Consider the following 20,120-nt stretch of genomic DNA (forward strand, 5'->3'; position numbering starts at 1 on the left):
CCTTTACCTACGATAGTTTTAAAACAAATGTTGATTTTTCAATGTTCACTCGACATATCACACTTTTTAATCAATCCATTTTTTTCGTTATTTTTCACCTGTAAAATTACATTTTTAAGATATTTTTTTGAAATTTAGATCTAAAAACAACAGTTTTTTGTTCAATTTCACTTGCATTTAGATCAGCTTTTTTAAAAAATATGTGGTTTTTTTGATGTCTCATCACGGTTTTTTTTGAATTTTACCGTTCATTTTGCTTTCAAAAAATCGTTTTTTACTCTATTTTTTGAAAATCTCAGTTCATTTTGAACGGCTTTTTCTTAGTTTTTTTAATATTTCCGATGAGTTTTTTTGTACTTTTTTTGTTTTTTTGTATTGTTTTTTTCGTTTTTGTACATACATCTACTTTACTATTGTAACATAAAGTGCTACAATTGGGGATATAAATTTTTTGGCTAGGAGGCGAAAACACATGAGTAACACAGCAAGAGTTTTTAATTTTTCAGCTGGTCCCTCCATGCTACCTTTAGAGGTAATGGAGCGTGCCGCAAAAGAAATGACAAATTATGAAGGGTGCGGCATGTCCGTTATGGAAATGAGTCACCGTTCGGCAGATTTTAAAAAGATCATTGATACCGCAGAACAGGATTTAAGAGACATCATGAACATTCCTGATAATTATAAGGTTTTATTCCTACAAGGTGGCGGTAGCTTACAATTTTCCATGATTCCATTGAACCTTCTTCGCAATTCGAAGAAAGCCGATTATATTGTAACCGGATCATGGGCGAAAAAAGCAGCAAAAGAAGCAGAAAAATTTGGAGACATTAAAGTCGTAGCTTCTTCTGAAGATAAAACCTTTACTTATATTCCGAAGCTTTCAAAAGAAGCCTTTCGCGAAGATGCCGACTATGTTTATTTAACCGGAAACAATACAATTTATGGAAGTCGCTATGTAGAATTTCCGGATACCGGGGACATTCCTCTGGTTGGCGACTTTTCTTCTAATATATTATCACAGGAAATTGACGTTTCTAAATTTGGGATTATCTGGGCAGGCGCTCAGAAAAACATAGGCCCAGCCGGTGTAGTCATCGTCATTATTCGTGAAGATTTACTAGGTCATGCAGATAAAAATGTTCCAACTATGCTTGACTACAAGATAGCCGCAGACAATGGTTCCATGTATAATACACCACCAACCTACGGCATTTACGTGGCAGGTTTAACCTTCCAATGGATTAAAGCAAAAGGCGGCGTAAAGGAAATGGAAAAGCGAAACATTGAAAAAGCATCGAAACTTTACGATTACATTGACAGCAGTAAGCTATATAAGGCTCCGGTTGCAAAGGAAGACCGTTCTCTTATGAATGTGGTCTTTGTTACCGGCAATGATGATTTGGATAAGAAATTTGTTGCGGAAGCAAAAGCACAGGGTCTTGTAAATCTTGGCGGTCACAGAAGCATCGGCGGTATGCGTGCAAGTATTTACAATGCAATGCCTACGGAAGGTGTAGATAAGCTAATTGCTTTCATGAAAGAATTTGAAAAGAAAAATATATAAACATTTAAAAAGGAGAATCTAAAAATGTTTCAAATTGCTACATTAAATAAAATATCAAGGAAAGGAACCTCTCACTTTACAGATCAATACGCAATAACAGATGCAGTGGAAAAAGCAAATGGTATCTTAGTTCGCAGCCATGATATGCATTCTATAGAATTTTCGGATAACCTACTGGCTATTGCAAGAGCAGGTGCAGGCGTGAATAACATTCCAATTGAGCACTGTTCAGAAAAAGGAATCGTTGTATTCAACACACCAGGTGCAAATGCAAATGCAGTAAAGGAATTGGTTCTTACTGGTTTACTTTTAGCTGCCCGTAATATTCCGGATGCCGTTTCTTGGACAAAAACACTGAGTGGCGACATTGGTAAAGCTGTAGAAAAGAATAAGTCTCAGTTTGCAGGAAGAGAAATTCAAGGAAAAACATTAGGTGTAATTGGTTTAGGTGCAATCGGTGTTATGGTTGCAAATGCTTGTGAAATGCTCGGTATGAAAGTAATCGGATACGACCCTTACATTTCCTTGCACTCTGCACACGCTCTTTCCAATACCATTCCGGTAGTTACCAACTTAGATGCTTTGCTTCCAAAGTGTGATTACCTCACGATTCACGTTCCGGCTATGGAAGCAACAAAAGGGATGATTGATGAAGCTCGCTTCAAACAAATGAAAAACGGAGTTTGCTTCTTAAACTTTGCAAGAAATACTTTAGTGAATGAAGATGATCTTCTTGCTGCGATTGAAGCAGGCAAGGTAAAGAAATACGTTACAGACTTCCCAAATGAAAAGGTTCTTTACCGCAGCGGCGTGATTTGTCTGCCTCATCTTGGTGCATCAACACAGGAAGCGGAAGAAAACTGTGCACAAATGGCAGTAGATCAAATGATGGATTTCTTAGAAAATGGTAATATTACAAACTCTGTAAATTATCCAGCCTGCAATCTTGGTGTATGTGAATCCAAAGCAAGAATTTTAGTATTGAATCGAAACATTCCGGCAATGCTTGGTAAAATTACCGGTATTTTAGCAGACAGCAACATTAATATCAGTGATTTGAGTAACCGTAGCAAAGGCGATTACGCTTGCACACTCATTGATGTTGATTCCGAAGTTGATGAAATGGAATTGAAAAAGTCACTTGCTGTAGACGGCATTGTATCTGTTCGTGTCATTCCTGGAAAATAGCACCATAATTTAATGAAACAATAAAAAGATAGCTCTGTCACAAACAGAGCTATCTTTCATTTTATAGTCGTTTTATTGAATTAAATTTGCAAGGAATGTCGCAGCCTGTGCACGACTTGCCGTTAAAGTCGGTGCCAGCATTCCATCCATTCCATTTACTGCTTTTTTTGAAATAAAATAACTCATTGCAGAAGATGCATATGGATACACCTGATCTTTATCCGGAAAAGCATCCAAAGCGGAAACATCTACATTTCCGTCAATTTGATTTTTACGTTCAAGTGCACGATATGCCATCGTGAACATATCCTGTCTGCTAATTAAGCTTTCCGGCGCAAAACAATCTTCACTCACACCATTGACCAAACCAATTTGCTTTGCAGTTGCCAGTTGTTTTGCATAATACGCATCAGGAGCAACATCCGCAAACCCTTGCGCACCTTCAATGTTGTCTATTTCAAGCATGCGAAGCAACATAAGTACAAAATCTGCACGTTTAATTTGATAATCCGGCATTGCACGATTATACAAATCACCCTTAATAATACCCTTTTGCGCCATCAGCTCCATATATGGCTTCGACCAATGTCCTTCCAGATCAACAAACGAAGAAACGGGATCATTCGGTGTAACCGGAATTCTTGTTTCATCGCCGCCTCTTGATGGTTCTTCTATCGTATTGTTCCCTGCTAATGGTGTCTCATTCAAACGTTTCATTAGATCCGCTAAATCATGGTTCGCTTTAAAGCTGGAATAAGCATACATGCAATATCCCTTAACTTGGCTTTTCGTTCGATTTAAGTTTACTTGTCTTTCTATTTCACTCACACCATACCACGGACTGCTGGTATCGCTGTTTCCTACTCGATAAGCAGCTTGTCCGATATAAAGATCAACATCCGTTCCATCTACCACATCACACCACCAATTTAACAGCTTTTGATAATCAGCAAGGTTAAAACCGATATTCCAGTAAATCTGCGGAATGATATAATCTACATATCCTTTCTTTACCCATCCCCTAGAATCGGCATAATTCTTATTATAAGATTCTGCGCCTCTGGTATCGCTTCCTCTTGCATCTGTGCTTTTATTTGCCCAAATTCCCATAGGGCTGACTCCAAAAACTAGATTGGAATCTTTCATATGTACGATATCATAAATCCCTTTAACCAGTTGATCTATGTTATCTCTTCTCCAATCCTGAATTGAAGAAAAACCATTCCCATATTGTGCAAAGGTATCATTGTCAGCAAAGTTGCTTCCCGGATAAAAATAATCGTCAATCTGAATGCCGTCTACATCATAATTATCTAGAATTTCATTAACACCTTCAAGTATGTATTCTCTGGCTCCCGGCTCTCCCGGATTCCAATACATCTTTCCATCGGAATGCGTTACCGTCCATTCCGGATGCTGTACTGCCGGATTTTGTGAAGTTAAGGTTGCATTATCATTCGGCTTTGCGGTAATTCGATAAGGGTTAATCCACGCATGAAGCTGTAATCCTCTTTTATGTGCTTCCTCAACAAAGAATTGAAGTGGGTCAAAGTCGTGGTCGGGAGCAAGTCCTTCTTTTCCGGTCAAATATTTAGACCACGGATATAGCTTTGACGGATATAATGCATCGTTACTCGATCTTACTTGCAAAACAACGGCATTAAATCCCATTTCTTTTGCATGATCTAAGATAGCAATGGCATCTTTTTTCAGAGATTCATCATCCGTTGTTACCTTTGAAGGATAATGCAAACTAAATACACTGGCTACCCAAACACCACGAAAGTTTTCGGAATAACTTGCAGCATCACTTTCTCTCACATTGCTCGGTAAAAAAAACAAGCCAACCATTAAACTAAGTACCAAAATACTTGCAAAAATTCTTTTACTCTTCCTCATTTTTTACTCCCCTTTTTACTGCTATAATCCTGAGATACCTTTTTTTAATCTTATTTAATTAAATTTAGACTATAAATGAAATTATTATGCCGTTTCATCCCATACGACGTTAACCAATACTCCGAGAACCAATACACTCCCCAAAATATAAAACCAGAAGAGCAAGGCTACAATCGATGCCAAACTACCATACAACAAATCAAAATTGGCAAAAACCCTTGTATAGTAAGAATACACGTAGGTTGCAATCAACATACCCGAAGAGGCAACAATGCTTCCCGGCAAAAAACGTTTATATGGCATCCGCTCTGCAGGCAACGAGTAATAATTATAACTTACGGTCAAGAAATAAACTGCAATCGCCAAAGGCCATCTTAGAATATACCAGACATCACTTACATTAAATGGTAAATGTAAAAATTTCTCAACGTAAAGGTTAACAATAATTAAAATACCTTCCCCGTAAACCAAAATAACTAAGCTAAACACGAACATGAACATCGTCAAAATAATATTTTTGATGGCACGTAATCGTTCCTTTACGTACCCATATTGCAGAGTTTTTCCGGTATAAGCATAATTTGAAATTAACACCATGGAAAATTGTGCTTTCGAAGCTGCCCAAAGAGCAAATGCAACAAAAATAATACTAAAACTGCCCGGCGTGGTTTGATTGAGGTATTTTAATACTTCCCCCGCCATTTCTACATTGACGTATTCCATAACCAGTTCTCGAATGACACCCAAAGATAAAGAAAACACATTCAAAAGTTCACCCAATAAAATGGCAATCGGCACCATGGACATGATGAAATAAAATGCAAGCTCTGCAGACAGTCCCTGGTAATATGGGTCACGCATCCTCTTAATGATGCGTAAAATCATATCCAGTAATCTTTTTTTTGTCATAGCATCCCCTTTTTATTATTTTTCTTTCAACTTCTCCCTCAGATTTTGAAGTGCAATCGAGCGATGACTGATTTTATTTTTTTCTTCAGCAGAAAGTTCTGCAAATGTCCGGTCAAATCCATCCGGTACAAAGAGAGGATCGTATCCAAAACCATTGTTTCCTCTTCCCTTATATAAAATATGCCCTCTGCATTCCCCTCGTGCTACAATTTTTTCGCCGTTCGGATAGACCATAGTGATAACGGAAACAAACTTTGCGGTTCGCTTCTCTTCCGGCACATCCTTTAGCAGCAATAAAAGTTTTTCATTATTTTTTTCATCGTTACTGTCTTCACCTGCAAATCGAGCGGAATAAACACCCGGAGCTCCATCTAAAGCATCCACCATCAGACCCGAATCGTCTGCAATCGTAATATTACCGCAAACCTTCATAATTTCTCTTGCTTTTTTTTCCGAATTCTCTTCAAAGGTTTTCCCGTCTTCTTCAATCTCAAATTCTGGTACGCCAGCATCCAAACGTGATACCATATTCATTCCGAATTCCTTTGTAATGGCACTCATTTCTTCAATTTTATGTTTATTTTGTGTTGCGGCTACAATCCTCATTTATTCTCCTCCTTTGCATCTCTTTAAAGGTTTATTTCCCCCAAAACTTCCTTTTGTACTTGATGCAGATCACTGCATCCCTTTGTTGCTGCAGCTATGAGTTCCTGTAGCTGTACTGCCGTAAATGGTGCTTCTTCTCCGGTACCCTGCACTTCTATGAATTCACCTTGATCCGTCATAACAACATTCATATCCACCTGGGCTCTAGAGTCTTCGCTGTAACAAAGATCAAGCATAACTTTACCATCAATAATACCAACGCTGACAGCAGATACCATACTTCTTACCGGTATTTCTTCTAAAGCGCCCTGTTCCTTTAACGTCTTCATTGCCTCTACCATCGCAATAAACGCGCCGGTAATGGATGCTGTTCTTGTTCCACCATCTGCCTGAATCACATCACAATCCAGCCAAATCGTTCGTTCTCCCAGCTTCTCCATATCAACTACAGAGCGAAGAGAACGCCCAATCAAACGCTGAATTTCCTGACTTCTCCCATCAATTTTCCCTTTTGAAGAATCCCTTTGCTTGCGAGTTTGCGTAGAGCCCGGAAGCATACTGTACTCTGCACTCACCCAACCTTGTCCGGTTCCTTTCAAATGCTTCGCAGTCTTTTCTTCCACAGTAGCGGTACAAATAACCTTTGTATTTCCCATTTCAATCAATACTGATCCAGCTGGATGCATCAAGTAATGATTGTTTATTTTTACAGCTCTCAATTCGTTGACTGTACGCCCATGATCTCTCAATTGTTCCATATTTAATAGTCCTTTCTATATCTAGGAATTTTTCATAATGACACTTTCAATGACATCTGCAACATTTTCACAAACGTCACAACATTTTTCTAAGCAATCAAACGTCTTCGTCCAACGAATAATTTCTATCGTATCCTTTGAGGAAACATAAAGATTCCGCATGGCTTCCATATAAATACGATCACCATCTTCTTCAAGACGATTAATTTCTATAATTAAAGAATGAAGATTTTTTGATTTTCGGAAATTAGAAAATTCCATTAATGCAGTCTTTAAAGCATCACAAAGTTTACAAATAACTTTAGCTAGTTCTAATGCCTCTGGTCTCACTTCAAGAATATCAAACATATACAAACGCATAACGACATCTTCAATGGCATCCGTTACGTTGTCAATTTGATGTGCCATTTCCATAATGTCTTCGCGTTCAATCGGCGTAATAAATTCTTTCGCAAGTTTTTGCATCATCAAATGCTTTTCAATATCGGCCTGATGTTCAATAACATGCATATCCTTCATTTTAATCTGCAATTCTTCTGTTTGATAATTTGCCAACACGTCTTTTAATAAGTCCGCTGCTTCACACGAATATTTTACTAAGCTAACAAAGCGTTCAAAATAATCTTCATCTCGTTTTCGTGCCATTTTCTATTTTCCTCCTCTTGTATTAAAACATACGCATAAATAAATGCGCCATCAAATACCCAATGAATCCGCAACCCGGAAATGTCAGCACCCAAGTTAATACCATCTCTTGCACCAGACGCCAATTAACACACGTAAGTCTTTTTGCTGCGCCAATACCCATAATTGCTGTTGTTTTGGTGTGTGTCGTACTAACCGGAATTCCTGTAAGAGAAGAAACAAGCAAGCAGCTCACAGCAGCCAAATCAGCGGAAAATCCTTGATGCTTATTCAATCGAACCATATCCATTCCAACAGATTTAATAATACGATAGCCTCCAATAGAGGTTCCGAGTGCCATCATAAGTGAACATAAAACCATCAACCAAATCGGAATGATAAAATGATCTACTGTTCCGTCTCCTTTTGCCAAGAAAATACCCAGCATAAACACACCCATAAATTTTTGCCCATCTTGTGCCCCATGCATGAATGCCATACCGGCACCACTCAATACCTGTGCTCTCTGAAAGAAAAAAAAGGCTTTTCGCCGATCCATACCACGAAACAAAAATTCCACTAACTTAACTAAAATCCATCCCAAACCGAATCCCAGTATAGTAGATAACAGCAAACCATAAATGACCTTCATCCATTCAGCGATATGTATTCCGGCCATCCCACCTTGAAGTGCGATCGCCGCACCGGAAATTCCAGCAATCAATGCATGACTTTCACTTGTAGGAATACCAAAAAACCAAGCAGCAACTGCCCAAACAACAATGGCAAACAGTGCTGCACATAATGCTACGGTTGCACTTTCGGTATTGCCTCCAAATTCAACCATGTTATAAATGGTTTCTGCTACAGTTGCATTCACCATTGTCATAAATAAAACACCTAAAAAATTAAAAATCGCAGCCATAATAATGGCTGAACGAGGCTTTATAGAATGTGTAGAAATACAAGTTGCGATTGCATTTGGCGCGTCCGTCCACCCATTTAGCATTACAACACACAAAGTTAAAAACACTGTAACAAATAGCGTAGGACTATTAAACAATTGCTGCAAAAACTCATTTAAAGATATGGTCATGTTCTTTCTCCTATTAATGGTCAAAACCTTGAGGCAAAACAAGCTTCTTTGAAGAATTGGCGACTTTTTTATAAAGCCGTAAGATTTCATTATATAATTGACTTAGACTTCGGTTATAAAGGAAAACAACCCATGGCCGGGAAAAGATCCATATGGTCGCAATTGCACAAAGCAACAAACAGAAATACGAATATGCATTCTGCTGTCCAAAAATCTGCGTTGCTTTAATCCCATAACGTATAATTATATGTAATACAAAAACCGTCATTGTCCCTTGCCCAATTGAGCTTAAAATCGTCTTTGTACGCGGAATCAAAGCTATAAAAACAATAATCCAAGCAAGTGCAATTAACATCAAACCGCCACGCTCAAGCAATCCTTGTACTGCCGAAAGTCCCTCACTTGCATAAGGTCTCTTAAATAAGATGGAGTTCCATCCAATTCCTGTGTAAGCGATGATACCTCCAAATGCAGGAAGAATCATAAGAAGCGGGATGGTCACTATTTTTGGAATCTTTCTCATTTTTTCTATATGCTCCGAGGTACAAAGATAACCTCCTATAAAAAACGGTAAAAATCCAAATACTCTACCTAAACTTAAATTCTCATTTAAGAATGGTACAAAACCCGAAAACAGCGACAATATTACACTTATTGGCAATAAAAACGGAATCTTTGCAACATCCTTTATAAAGTATCGATAGAAAAACAGCACCAGCAAATACCATAAAGCCATGGAAGGCTCTGTAAAATGCAATTTAGAATTATCCCATCCAAAAATCAACACTCGTATAAAATACATGACAACCGTCAAAATCAAATAAGGAAACAAAAAACTTTCAATTGCAGTCTCCTTGCATTTTTCTACCTTCTTAGAAAAGTATCCGGACACAAACAGGAATACTTGCATAATAAAGCAGAAAAAAGTAGCATAGATGGCACTGCCCCATGTTTCAAGTTCAAATGTTGTAGCACGTAAAAAATGTGCATAAACAACACAAAAAATTAAAACGCCTTTTATATTATCAAATAGAAAATCACGTTCTTTCCTATGTTCCATAAAAAATAACCTCCCCTTACTTTTTCCAACAGCTATTCATTATACCTCTTCCAGGTGAAAAAGCAACGGGCATTTTGTCAAATTGATTCATCTTCCTATATTTTTCAAGTAGGTACTTTATAATTGATATTTCAATTTATAATTTATAATTTATACTTTAAGGTATGTATTATCTATCCATTGTGTTTAATCATCTGCTTCTTCCGCTAAAACTTGATATAAAGCAGTAGCAAGTTGATCTCCGCAAGAAGTAGGACGTCCACTGCAAGAAATACCTTTACAGCATTTTATAACCTCTTCTGCCTTCATACCCTCCACCAATTTGCCAATCGCCTTTAAATTCCCATCGCATCCACCTGTAAACTTTACATTTTTAACAACACCATCTTCCAGTGAAAATTCGATTAATTTGGAACAGGTTCCATCCGTCTTATAAGAATAGTTCATTTTCTTTTCTCCTAGTCAAACAATTTTTTAGCTATATCTATTACTTGCTGTCGTTCTTTCTTTTCTAATACTGTCCCCTCCGGTAATAAGATTAAAACGCCATCTTTATCCAAGTAGTTTCTTCCAAAGATTTCTTGATAAAATACTCCTGCAGCATAGGCTCTCCCTTGTATCAACGTCATTTTCTGGTTTAAAACTTTACGAGATCCACCACGCGTCAACGCATTACTTCCTACTCTACTCGTATACAGCTTGCCTTTATCTGTAATTCGCATAGTTTTCGTATTATCCATATAAACCGACGTTGCTCCCAACTTCGTCCCGATCGTTGCCAAATGCACCATAGTATTGTCATACTCATCAGCATAAGCTGCCTGTAATTGCTTTCCATTATGATAAAAATTAGGTTTACCGTCAACAAAATACATACTGCTCCCGGCCTTGGATATGATTGATTTCTCTAATACTTCTTGAACCTTTCTTGATGCTTTTTGTGCTGCAGATTTAAAATCGGGTGTAACAACCCATTTATCCAACAAGTATTCATTTGTCTCATTTACAACCTGACAAGGCCCTTTATCGACCCATATGTAATAAGTAAGCTTCGCAATCTGCCTCGAAAAAGAATCTTCTACAATCGCAGTTAATTTATGTTTTCCAGGCGATAACAAATCCTTATCAAGGCATAACGCTGTGCCTACCGGAGCTTCGCCCAAATTCTTATTTTCACTGCTGTATTGTACTTTATCCCCGAAATTAGACTTTGTTCCTTTTATCTTTAAGCGAATTTCGTTTTCGTAAAACTCATAGTCCAAGCGTTTTCCTGCATCCCCAGCACCGGTTTTTACTAAATAGTAGCCTCCTGCCTGCATGCTCTCCCAATCAGCAGGAATTAAATCATCCGTATAAATACCGAATGCTCCTTTTTGCTTCGCCTCCTGCATTCGTTCCACATCGTTAATTGTATGCATATACACCACGATTCCATAGCTTTGCAACTCCTTTGCAATGGTTTGATTTCTAAGTTCTTCACTCATTGTCACTGCATAAATGCCATTATCCTTTACAAATCGAATAATCTTAGCAGCATTCAAACTCTGCATCTTATACAGTGTAAGAATGATTTGCTTGTATCCTAATTCTTTGACTGCTTTTAATTCTTCAAAACGATAAATCTGCGCAATGATTTGATCCTTACAATCTGGATATTTCTGCGCGATAAGAGTAAGCAGCTTAATGTTATCTTCCTTCGTATCGGTAATGATTCGAACCTCAGGATGCTCCTTTAATAAAGTTGAAAGTTTTTCAAACGTCATTGGCTCAAATTTTTCAAATATCTTTGCTTTTTCAAATTGTTCTAAAGTAAGCTTATTATTGGATGCAAGACCTAGCATATCCTTGCTGGTATAATCCCAATCATGAAGCATTACCACTTCCTGATCCTTCGTAATACCCATATCCAGCTCAATCAATCGAAATCCGTGATGAATGGCTTGCTCGACTGCTTCCATAGAATTCGTCGTGTAATAGCCTTGTACAGACCCGCCGCCCTGAGCAATCAATCTTTCATATTTGGTATTTACTTTATGTGAAGTTGCTTCCCCAGCATAGCTCGTTGGCACCGCAATGGTGCTAACCATAAAAACAAATGAAAAGAGGCTTAGCATAACGCGAAATAAAAAATGCCTGTGTTTCATTCTGATTTGATTCCCCTTTGTATTTCTTTGATGACTCTAGGTGCCGCCAGTATAAACCATGGCGCAAACTGACTTGGATTTTCTTCTAGTTCCTTTTTTAAGGTTTCAAAAGAAACCCATTTCATTTCCGAAATTTCCTCTGGATTTGGATGAAAATCTCCATTATACTCTCCGACAAATACATGATCATATTCATGTTCGTACAAATCCTCTGCGAACTGATGCTGATACGTAAACTCAAAAATTGGAGTCAGCTCGCAGGAAATACCTGCTTCTTCCTGTAATCGGCTTTTGGCAGCTCCCAAAACCGTCTCATCTTCTCTCGGATGAGAACAACAGGTATTTGCCCAAAGACCACCAGAATGGTATTTGTCAAACGCTCTTCTTTGAATGAGCATTTTGTTATCATGATATAAAAATACGGAAAAGGCTCGATGCAGAAGAGGTTCTTTGTGCGCATCTTCTTTTGAAGCCGTTCCGATTGCTTTATTTCTATGATTGACTAAAATCACTTGATTTCGCATATATTTTCCTTACTTTGTTTTCTTAGTTGACTCATTATAAATCGTATTTGTTTCCTTAGCTTTATTAAAGTTACAAATAATTTTTAATCTGGCTCCAGCTTTCAAGAAACTCCGGCTTTCCTTGCATCGCTCGGTTTGCAGGACTTGTCGAAGGCAAATATTCAGCTTTAATCCCATTTACAGGATAACATAATTTTTCATATAGCTGACTGCCCTTTTTCCCTGTAGTAAAAACCTTTTGAATGGATGCATTCTGGAATATTTCACTGAAATCATTTGCAATCGGATTTTGAATGCTGTCATCTCTTGCACCTATAATTTCGCAGCTTGCCAATACATCCCATACTGCTATGTGATTATCCAGTAAAAACTTCTTCCTTTCTTCTGGTGTCGGTATTGGTTCTTGCTGATTTAACACCTTAGCTACAATTTTCCAAAAAATATTTTGTGGATGCCCATAATAAAAATGATTCTCTCTCGACTTTGGAGAAGGGAAGCTTCCTAATATCAAAATTTTAGAATTTTCATCGTAAACTGGCTTCCATGGGTGGAATAATTGTTCCAACTTCATTCACAATCCTTTCACTATAGCAGCTTTTTATCATAAATTTCCGTATAAATCAGCTTACCCTGAATCCGTTCGGATTTCATTAAACTTATTTTATGCACATCAATCGTAAATCCATCCTCATACTCATCATATAACACAACACCGGAATGTTTCCAAATTACCTTTCTTGCCAAAGTAAAATGAGGCTGAAACGTGCGTTTCTCCACAGAAAAACCATTATGTCGTAACTGATCGGTAAGCTGTGCATGAAGTTCTATGAGCTTGGTATTCTTTTTGACATTAAAAAAACAAATATCTCCGCCTTGCCTCTGAAATGATCCAAGTTTACCGCTATTCATTAAAAAGGATTCGGATTGTATTTGATTCATACATTGCTTTAAATCATCCACTCGCTCTGTCTCTCCAAGAAACGCAAGTGTCATATGAAAATTTTCTGCTCTTGTAAAGCTTGCTTTTTCAATGCTTGTTTCTCTTAAATGCTGCCCTATGTGAAAGAGTTTTTCTTTTGTCTCTTCTGCTAAAGGAATGGCGATAAATAAGCGCATTTTGTTCTCCTATTTTTTATAGTTTTCGATGCATTCCATGACATCGTGAACGAATTTGCCTTCTAATTGGCGTACATTAGAACGCGTTACCATAAGAAGTGCACCTGAATCCGTCTCTCCAATTCCTTCCAATGTTTCACCTTTGAGAAGAGATACAATTGGTAAATCAAAGTCCCAAATTCCAGTCCACCCGGTTAAAAACAATACATGTGTTGGTTCAAGCAAATCAATTTCCGCATTGATAATCTCTTTGCACAAATCTTTTTGCAGATCCATAAGTTCTCTGGACATCTTTTGTCCGTCTTTCGAAGTCAGTTTATATAAACTAGTCCAAGCGACATTTTCCATCCATTCTGGATTATGTTGCCCCAAAAAGTGTTCTGTAATGTGTTTCAGCGGCCCCCAAAATTCAGTATCTTCAAATGCAAAGGTCTTTCCTACAACCATGAGTCTTTTTTCATTATTCGCATATTGTTTGCCTGCAGCATAGCCCTTTCCTACCAAGTTTTCTAATTGCTCTTCCGGAATTAAATCCGCGAGTTTTTCATACAAGGCATTTAATTTTTCTATTTTTTGCTGATTCATCGCTTTTTCTTTCCTTCTTTCTTTTTCTGTAAAAATCCCATCTATTTATTATTACCTTTTATCGGCTGATTTAAAATCTATGAATAGTAGGTTATCCTATTATCATAGCACGAAATACAAAAAAGAAAAAGAGTCAGGAAGTGTTTGAAAGAAGATAAGATGATTATTTAAATCAATATTGCCGGGAAAATGTAAATTGACTGAAATTGCTGATTCTGCTATGATAATTATGATTAAGATTGATATGCGCCCGTAGCTCAGCTGGATAGAGCGTTGGACTCCGACTCCAAAGGCCACAGGTTCGACTCCTGCCGGGCGTACCAAACACAAAACCGCTAAAATCATTAAATTTTAATGATGGCAACGGTTTTATTTTTTTATCTTTTTCCTACAAAATATTGACTTCAAGGTCTATATTTATTATTATAGACTTCGAGGTCTATGTTTAATTGTTTTGATTTTTTACTGACTATATTTTCTGCATTTGTTGGTTAAATATAAAAAGGAGCTACTTTATGAAACGCGAAGAACAACAGGAACAAAGCCGAAACAGAATATTACAGGCTGCAATTAAAGAATATGGTTCAAAAGCATTTAGTGAAACCTCAATTAATTCAATTTGTAATGAAGATGGCATTTCTAAGGGGTTAGTCTATCACTATTTTGGTAATGTAGACGGTCTTTTTCTTGCGTGCGTAAAAATGTGCTTTGATAAATTAGAAGCTTATTTAAAAGAAAATGTATCCTTAAACAATGAAAATCGAAATGGCGCACTCAATTCCTTTTTTTCTGCCAGATATACTTTTTTTGAACAAAATCCATTGTTATGTAATATTTTTATTGTTGCGATGTTTCAAGCCCCTTCGCACTTACAAAATGAAATTAAAAATCTTCATAAAAGCCTAGAGCATTTTAACAAAAATTTTATTTATCAGCTTATTGGATGTTTTGAACTGCGAAAAGGTTTTTCAAAAGAAGAAGCAATCGAATACATTATAACTTTTTTTAATTTTTATGTAAGTTCTTTTCATAGTACTATAATGAAAGATTTTACACAAAATGATCAGTTAGCACTAAGCAAATACCATATGACGAAATTTATGGACATGTTACTTTATGGTATTTTCGTACAGGAGAAATAAAATTATGTCAGACTTACTACAGTTTATTCTTGTTATTATAATTGCTTTTATCATAGGAAAAAAGAACGCTCTTCTCCCTATACTCTACTTTTAACATGTTTCATGATTTTGGTAGCATCTACAATAGGATTTTTATGCAATGCTATTATTTTTAATAAACCTATATTAAATTTTATGCTGATAGGGATGACTTTTTCCGCAACCTTTGCTAATATGGTTACTGAAAAAAGGTTGGAAAACATTACAAAATCATTTCAGCCTATTTTTTCAAGGGCAGCAGGTAAAATTTTAGGTGCTTCATTTGGTGCAAAGATTACCAATGCTCCCCTTATGAATTCATTTCAAGACAAGCATTTAAATGGTCAGGAGAAATAGGAAAAGCAAAAATTCCTTTGATGAACAATTAATAAGGAGAAATCAACGATGAAATCAAATGCAAAAAAAAGTAATAATGGACAGCAACGGATTATGCTGCAAGATTTAATGCAGCACAATCCGGATCAATTTTTAGACCAACTTGTGCAATTCCAGGAACTAATGATGATGTATAACTCAGCAATTCGAGAAGTAACGACCAAACTAGAAATTCTCAACGATGAGCTTTCTTTACATAAGATAAATCCAATTGAATCCATTAAATCCAGAATAAAAGAACCTATGAGTATTGTAGAAAAGCTTCACCGTTATGGAAAAGAAATCTCGGTAGATGCAATCCAGGAGTCTTTGAACGATGTTGCGGGTATTCGCGTCATCTGCTCCTTTATTGATGATATCTATAAAATCTCCGATATGCTTACCAAACAAGACGATATAACAGTGATTCGAATTAAAGATTATATAAAAAATCCAAAGCCAAATGGATACCGAAGCTATCATATGATTGTAGAAGTTCCGGTTTTCTTCTCAGATCATCGTCAAATGATGCGTGTAGAGATCCAAATTAGGACCGTTGCAATGGATTTTTGGGCAAGCTTAGAGCATCGCCTCAAATATAAAAATGGAATCAAAAATACACAGCATATAGGAAATGAACTATTAAAATGTGCTGAGGTAATTGCGAATACCGATAAAGAAATGATGGATATAAAAAATATGATTGAATTAAATGCATAAAATAACAACAGCCTCAATTTTTAATTTATAAATCGAGGCTGTTTTGTATTCCGTTTCCTTTATCTGCTGAATCAAATTTTATATTTCTTTAGAAAGCATTTTCAATTCTTCCGAAATATTTTTTAAATCTTTTATTTTGGTTTTCGCCTTATCCGTTTCAGCTACCTGTTCTTCTGTTACAGTGTATGCAGCTTGCGAACTATCTAGCGTTACACGATTTGCATCATTTATTTGTTTAATTAAGGATTCTATATTTTTTGCGGTTTCTAACGAATCCGCTGACATTTTTCGAATTTCACTCGCTACCACACTGAACCCAACACCATGTTCTCCGGCGCGTGCAGCTTCAATCGCTGCATTTAACCCCAATAAATTTGTTTGATCCGCTATTTTCTTTGTGAAAGTCAATACCTTACTGATTTCTTTCGTCAATTCATTGACAGTATTAATATTATCCCGAAGTTCTTTTTCGTTATTTCTGATGTTTTCCGAAGAACAAGCAACTTCCTGTATGGAAACTTCTATATTACTAACGGCTTCATTGACACGTTCAGCCACATCAACTACTTTTAGCTCTTGATCTAAGCTGATTCCGATTGTGATACATCCAATTACATTGTTTCTATCGTCAAAAACCGGATTATCAATCTGTTTAAATGGAATACCAGTTATCCCTTCCGGCATATAAGTTTGCGCTGCTTTTCTGTTTTTCATTGCAATGTACATAGGATCATCTTCGGTTAAAATTCCATCCGATCCAACATCAAAATGATCACCCGGAAAATAACCTAGTATATTTTTCGTATCAGAAATCCAAACAACCAAATCTTTTCCAAAGATATTCTTGAAATACGGTCCCACCGCTAATAAATGATTAAGCAATTCATTACCCTTTAACATGTTATCCGTTCCTTCCTATGTAATTGTTTTAAAAAAAAGAATATTCTCTCTTTTTAGATTAAATGCATTAGGAAATAATGTCAAGAGAGGAATCTTATTCATCCGTTAAAGAAAAAGAATTAATAAATACGAATAGCCTCAATTTCATTTTAAAACTGAGGCTATTTCTTATTAGCAACTTACTATATCCCTTTTTTAAACAACAGATAAGAGTACACAAATGGAATTACAACTAAAAGAGTAATAATAATTAATGTCATTGGCAAGGCGTACGTTTCGAAGAAGCTGCTCAATACTAAAAGAACGCCTCCTACAATCCAAACGTATCCAGCGAAACGATGTGTTTTGTTCCAATTTACTTCACTGTTTAACGTCCATGGCAGCTTAATTCCAATGGTGTAGTTTTGCTTGCTCTTTGGAAAATAATTTCCACAAGCAATGATTACAACACCGACAATGCAAGGTACAATCATCTGAATCGGTATTTCCATGCCCATAGCCATAAACAACGTTACCGGGACTAAGATTACACTTAGAATTGGAATAATCCACTTTGTTATTCTTTGCATTGTAACTGAAGCATTCTCTTTTTTAGGATCTTGATTCAACGAAAAATGCGTAAACAAGTTAATTGCTGCCATTAAAAATGGTATGCCAAATGCCGCTACAAACCGAGGTGCATAGCCATTTGGGTTACCTGAACTGTCAAAATGAATTGCAACCTCCATCGGTAATTTATCGTATACAATGATTGACAATATAATCGGCAAAAGACAAACTGCTGTAGTAATCCACGCTAAAAAGTCAATCTTCTTTTTCATCCTTTTTCCCTCCAAACTGTGAAATCCAAAGCATCACTTCTTCAAATACGGATACTTGAATTTCGTAATAAATAAAATTCTTATATTTTGTTTCAAAAATGAGTCCTGCTTTCTTTAATTGTGATAAATGATAAGAAATGGTTGCCGGTGTCATATCGAATTTCTCTGAAATTTCTCCTGCTGACATCTTTGTGTCTTTCAGCATTTCTAAAATTTCTCGGCGAACCGGGTCAGACAGTGCTTTAAATGTTTCCGGAAATCCCACTTTTTCCCCTCCATATCTATTTCGAATGTTTTCTAAATAGATAGTACCACCAATAAAAAAAGCAGTCAATAACTATTTAGAAAAATATCTAAATAGTTATTGACTGCTCAAACTCTGGTTCAATCATTAGACTATAATTTATCAAAAACAAGCTTTTAAACTCCAATAGGATTAACTACCCTTTTTCTTAAAGTCAGCGAATAAAGTTTGTATATATTTTATTTTCTCTTTCTGGTTCTTTTACGATTTCTTTTCCGTTTTCAACTAACTTCATAAGCCATGCCATATTTTTTCCAAGGATTCTCATAATTTGTTTTCCTTCTTCATCACCAACAATTTCGCCCGGTGCTCTTCCATGGATTACATTCCAGTAATTTGAGCTTGGCATGAGCATTTCTGCATAATTGATGTAGTTATTCAACTGATTAAACGTAGGAATTCCACCCGAACGACGAACAGCCACTACAGATGCCCCTACCTTATGTCTTAAAAGTGATCCCGTACTTGCAACATAAAAGGCTCGATCCAAAAATGATTTCATCGTTCCACCGATTGCTGAAAAATAAACCGGTGATCCTAAGATAATACCATCGGCCTCTTTCATTTTTTCTATCCATTGATTTACTTCATCCTCTTCTATGATGCATCGGCCATTTTTATTTTTTCCACAAGCATTACAAGCGGTACATCCTCTTATTGCCTTATTTCCAACATGCACAATTTCAACTTCAATATTTTCTTTTTCCAGTTCTTGCGCAACCAATTTTATAGCATGATATGTGTTTCCTTCTTTTTTCGGGCTTCCGTTAAATGCAACTACCTTCACTAATTTTACCTCCATAATATTAATAAATTTTGAGTATGACTCTCTCATTGTTTTTTCTTGTTACTTATGTTACCATTATAAAAATTAAGTTATATAATAGCAAGTACGTACTTATTTGTATGATAGTACCCAAATAGATACTATAGGAAGGATGATAGGCATGAGTACCAACCAAGGTTCTTTGGAATTTAAAAATAAACAATATGCGTGTACCTTTGAAATAACCATTGATTTGATTGGAGGAAAATGGAAGCCTCTTATTATTTGGCATCTGGGCACAAAAGGAACTTTGCGATTTAATGAATTAAAAAAAAATTTACCTCATACGACTCAAAAAATGCTGACACAGCAGCTTAGAGAATTAGAAGCCGATGGTTTAATTCATAGAGAGGTGTATGCGCAAGTTCCCCCAAAGGTTGAATATTCTTTAACAGAATTAGGAAAAAGTTTAATGCCTCTCCTTAGTATGATGTGCAGCTGGGGAGATAATTATTATAAACAAGGAATGGGAGAATAAAGATGATAAAAATTATGTTTGTATGCCACGGAAACATATGTCGAAGTCCAATGGCTGAATTCATATTAAAGGATATGATAGAAAAGAAAGGATTGATAAATCAATTTTACATCGCTTCCTCCGCAACCAGCACCGAAGAAATCGGAAATCCCGTACATCATGGGACGAAGAACAAATTAAATAAAATTGGCATCTCTGTTGAAGGAAAAAAAGCGATTCAACTCACCAAAGAAGACTTTGATAATTACGATTATATTCTTGGTATGGACAGTCAGAACATCCGTAATATGTACCGTATCATAGGGCTGAGTGAGAGTGAAAAGATACACCGTCTACTCGATTTTTCAAAAAATCCAAGAGACATTGCCGATCCATGGTATACAGGAAACTTTGATGTAACTTATGACGATATCTGTGAAGGGTGTAATGCTCTATTGGATGTAATTTTTGCGAAAAAGTAGGC

23 protein-coding genes and 1 tRNA gene are annotated in these 20,120 nt (G+C 36.4%); 7 read left to right on the plus strand and 17 right to left on the minus strand.

The genetic code is table 11. From position 1 onward, the window contains the following. Positions 1 to 472: 472 nt before the first annotated feature. Positions 473 to 1,564 (plus strand): 3-phosphoserine/phosphohydroxythreonine transaminase, encoded by a 1,092-nt coding sequence (gene serC / locus I2490_RS03425; protein ID WP_206458368.1) that lies wholly within the window; start codon positions 473 to 475, stop codon positions 1,562 to 1,564. 24 nt (positions 1,565 to 1,588) lie between these two features. Beyond that, entirely contained in the window at positions 1,589 to 2,752 is a 1,164-nt protein-coding gene (locus I2490_RS03430; protein ID WP_206458369.1) for a phosphoglycerate dehydrogenase, read from the plus strand. 72 nt (positions 2,753 to 2,824) lie between these two features. Here the strand turns inward: I2490_RS03430 and I2490_RS03435 are convergent, their stop codons facing one another. The 13 genes from I2490_RS03435 to I2490_RS03495 all read right to left on the minus strand — a co-directional run bounded on the left by I2490_RS03435 (position 2,825) and on the right by I2490_RS03495 (position 14,073). Further along, the gene (locus tag I2490_RS03435; RefSeq protein WP_206458370.1) at positions 2,825 to 4,651 is read right to left on the minus strand and encodes a family 10 glycosylhydrolase; all 1,827 of its coding nucleotides are present in this window, start codon (positions 4,649 to 4,651) and stop codon (positions 2,825 to 2,827) included. A gap of 84 nt (positions 4,652 to 4,735) precedes the next feature. Beyond that, complete coding sequence (locus I2490_RS03440; protein WP_206458371.1) at positions 4,736 to 5,560, minus strand: YihY/virulence factor BrkB family protein; 825 nt, start codon at positions 5,558 to 5,560, stop codon at positions 4,736 to 4,738. Between the two features lie 15 nt (positions 5,561 to 5,575). Continuing rightward, positions 5,576 to 6,166 (minus strand): XTP/dITP diphosphatase, encoded by a 591-nt coding sequence (locus I2490_RS03445; protein WP_206458372.1) that lies wholly within the window; start codon positions 6,164 to 6,166, stop codon positions 5,576 to 5,578. 23 nt (positions 6,167 to 6,189) lie between these two features. After that, positions 6,190 to 6,924: a ribonuclease PH gene (gene rph, locus I2490_RS03450; RefSeq protein ID WP_206458373.1), complete on the minus strand. Its 735-nt coding sequence runs from the start codon at positions 6,922 to 6,924 to the stop codon at positions 6,190 to 6,192. 21 nt (positions 6,925 to 6,945) lie between these two features. Beyond that, a complete protein-coding gene (locus I2490_RS03455; RefSeq protein WP_206458374.1) occupies positions 6,946 to 7,569 on the minus strand; it encodes a DUF47 domain-containing protein in 624 nt (207 codons plus the stop codon). A gap of 22 nt (positions 7,570 to 7,591) precedes the next feature. Continuing rightward, positions 7,592 to 8,644 carry an inorganic phosphate transporter gene (locus I2490_RS03460; RefSeq protein ID WP_206458375.1) on the minus strand — a complete coding sequence of 351 codons (1,053 nt, stop codon included), beginning with the start codon at positions 8,642 to 8,644 and terminating at the stop codon, positions 7,592 to 7,594. Between the two features lie 13 nt (positions 8,645 to 8,657). Beyond that, entirely contained in the window at positions 8,658 to 9,704 is a 1,047-nt protein-coding gene (locus I2490_RS03465; protein ID WP_206458376.1) for an acyltransferase family protein, read from the minus strand. Positions 9,705 to 9,890: 186 nt separating this feature from the next. Continuing rightward, positions 9,891 to 10,151, minus strand: coding sequence for a TIGR03905 family TSCPD domain-containing protein (locus I2490_RS03470; protein ID WP_206458377.1), 261 nt, complete (start codon positions 10,149 to 10,151; stop codon positions 9,891 to 9,893). 11 nt (positions 10,152 to 10,162) lie between these two features. Then, entirely contained in the window at positions 10,163 to 11,848 is a 1,686-nt protein-coding gene (locus I2490_RS03475; protein WP_206458378.1) for a glycerophosphodiester phosphodiesterase family protein, read from the minus strand. After that, positions 11,845 to 12,372, minus strand: a complete 528-nt coding sequence (idi, locus tag I2490_RS03480; RefSeq protein WP_206458379.1) for an isopentenyl-diphosphate Delta-isomerase — start codon at positions 12,370 to 12,372, stop codon at positions 11,845 to 11,847. The genes I2490_RS03475 and idi overlap by 4 nt, the downstream gene beginning before the upstream one ends. Positions 12,373 to 12,442: 70 nt before the next feature. Then, complete coding sequence (locus I2490_RS03485) at positions 12,443 to 12,943, minus strand: DNA-deoxyinosine glycosylase (protein ID WP_206458380.1); 501 nt, start codon at positions 12,941 to 12,943, stop codon at positions 12,443 to 12,445. A 14-nt stretch (positions 12,944 to 12,957) separates the two neighbouring features. Further along, the gene (gene thpR, locus I2490_RS03490) at positions 12,958 to 13,488 is read right to left on the minus strand and encodes an RNA 2',3'-cyclic phosphodiesterase (RefSeq protein WP_206458381.1); all 531 of its coding nucleotides are present in this window, start codon (positions 13,486 to 13,488) and stop codon (positions 12,958 to 12,960) included. A 9-nt stretch (positions 13,489 to 13,497) separates the two neighbouring features. Then, on the minus strand, positions 13,498 to 14,073 hold the full coding sequence (locus I2490_RS03495) for a hypothetical protein (protein WP_206458382.1): 576 nt from the start codon (positions 14,071 to 14,073) through the stop codon (positions 13,498 to 13,500). Between the two features lie 246 nt (positions 14,074 to 14,319). Between I2490_RS03495 and I2490_RS03500 the strand changes: the two genes are divergently transcribed. The 3 genes from I2490_RS03500 to I2490_RS03510 all read left to right on the plus strand — a co-directional run bounded on the left by I2490_RS03500 (position 14,320) and on the right by I2490_RS03510 (position 16,328). Next, positions 14,320 to 14,396: transfer RNA gene (locus I2490_RS03500), tRNA-Arg, on the plus strand. A gap of 192 nt (positions 14,397 to 14,588) precedes the next feature. After that, entirely contained in the window at positions 14,589 to 15,215 is a 627-nt protein-coding gene (locus tag I2490_RS03505) for a TetR/AcrR family transcriptional regulator (RefSeq protein WP_206458383.1), read from the plus strand. Between the two features lie 423 nt (positions 15,216 to 15,638). Continuing rightward, entirely contained in the window at positions 15,639 to 16,328 is a 690-nt protein-coding gene (locus I2490_RS03510) for a GTP pyrophosphokinase (protein ID WP_206458384.1), read from the plus strand. 78 nt (positions 16,329 to 16,406) lie between these two features. Here the strand turns inward: I2490_RS03510 and I2490_RS16835 are convergent, their stop codons facing one another. The 4 genes from I2490_RS16835 to I2490_RS03530 form a co-directional block, all read right to left on the minus strand. Further along, positions 16,407 to 17,228: a methyl-accepting chemotaxis protein gene (locus I2490_RS16835; protein ID WP_206458385.1), complete on the minus strand. Its 822-nt coding sequence runs from the start codon at positions 17,226 to 17,228 to the stop codon at positions 16,407 to 16,409. Between the two features lie 182 nt (positions 17,229 to 17,410). Continuing rightward, positions 17,411 to 18,049 (minus strand): SdpI family protein, encoded by a 639-nt coding sequence (locus I2490_RS03520; RefSeq protein WP_206458386.1) that lies wholly within the window; start codon positions 18,047 to 18,049, stop codon positions 17,411 to 17,413. Then, positions 18,033 to 18,314 carry an autorepressor SdpR family transcription factor gene (locus I2490_RS16565; protein ID WP_206458387.1) on the minus strand — a complete coding sequence of 94 codons (282 nt, stop codon included), beginning with the start codon at positions 18,312 to 18,314 and terminating at the stop codon, positions 18,033 to 18,035. Before I2490_RS16565 ends, I2490_RS03520 begins: the two co-directional genes overlap by 17 nt. Positions 18,315 to 18,507: 193 nt before the next feature. Continuing rightward, entirely contained in the window at positions 18,508 to 19,140 is a 633-nt protein-coding gene (locus I2490_RS03530) for a flavodoxin family protein (protein WP_206458388.1), read from the minus strand. A gap of 160 nt (positions 19,141 to 19,300) precedes the next feature. Here I2490_RS03530 and I2490_RS03535 point away from each other — a divergent pair, with 160 nt between their 5' ends. Beyond that, entirely contained in the window at positions 19,301 to 19,657 is a 357-nt protein-coding gene (locus I2490_RS03535) for a winged helix-turn-helix transcriptional regulator (protein ID WP_206458389.1), read from the plus strand. Positions 19,658 to 19,659: 2 nt separating this feature from the next. After that, positions 19,660 to 20,118: a low molecular weight protein-tyrosine-phosphatase gene (locus I2490_RS03540; RefSeq protein WP_206458390.1), complete on the plus strand. Its 459-nt coding sequence runs from the start codon at positions 19,660 to 19,662 to the stop codon at positions 20,116 to 20,118. The last annotated feature ends 2 nt before the right edge of the window (positions 20,119 to 20,120 follow it).

This window comes from Anaerovorax sp. IOR16 (genome assembly GCF_017168145.1).
Taxonomy (GTDB): Bacteria; Bacillota; Clostridia; order Peptostreptococcales; family Anaerovoracaceae; genus IOR16.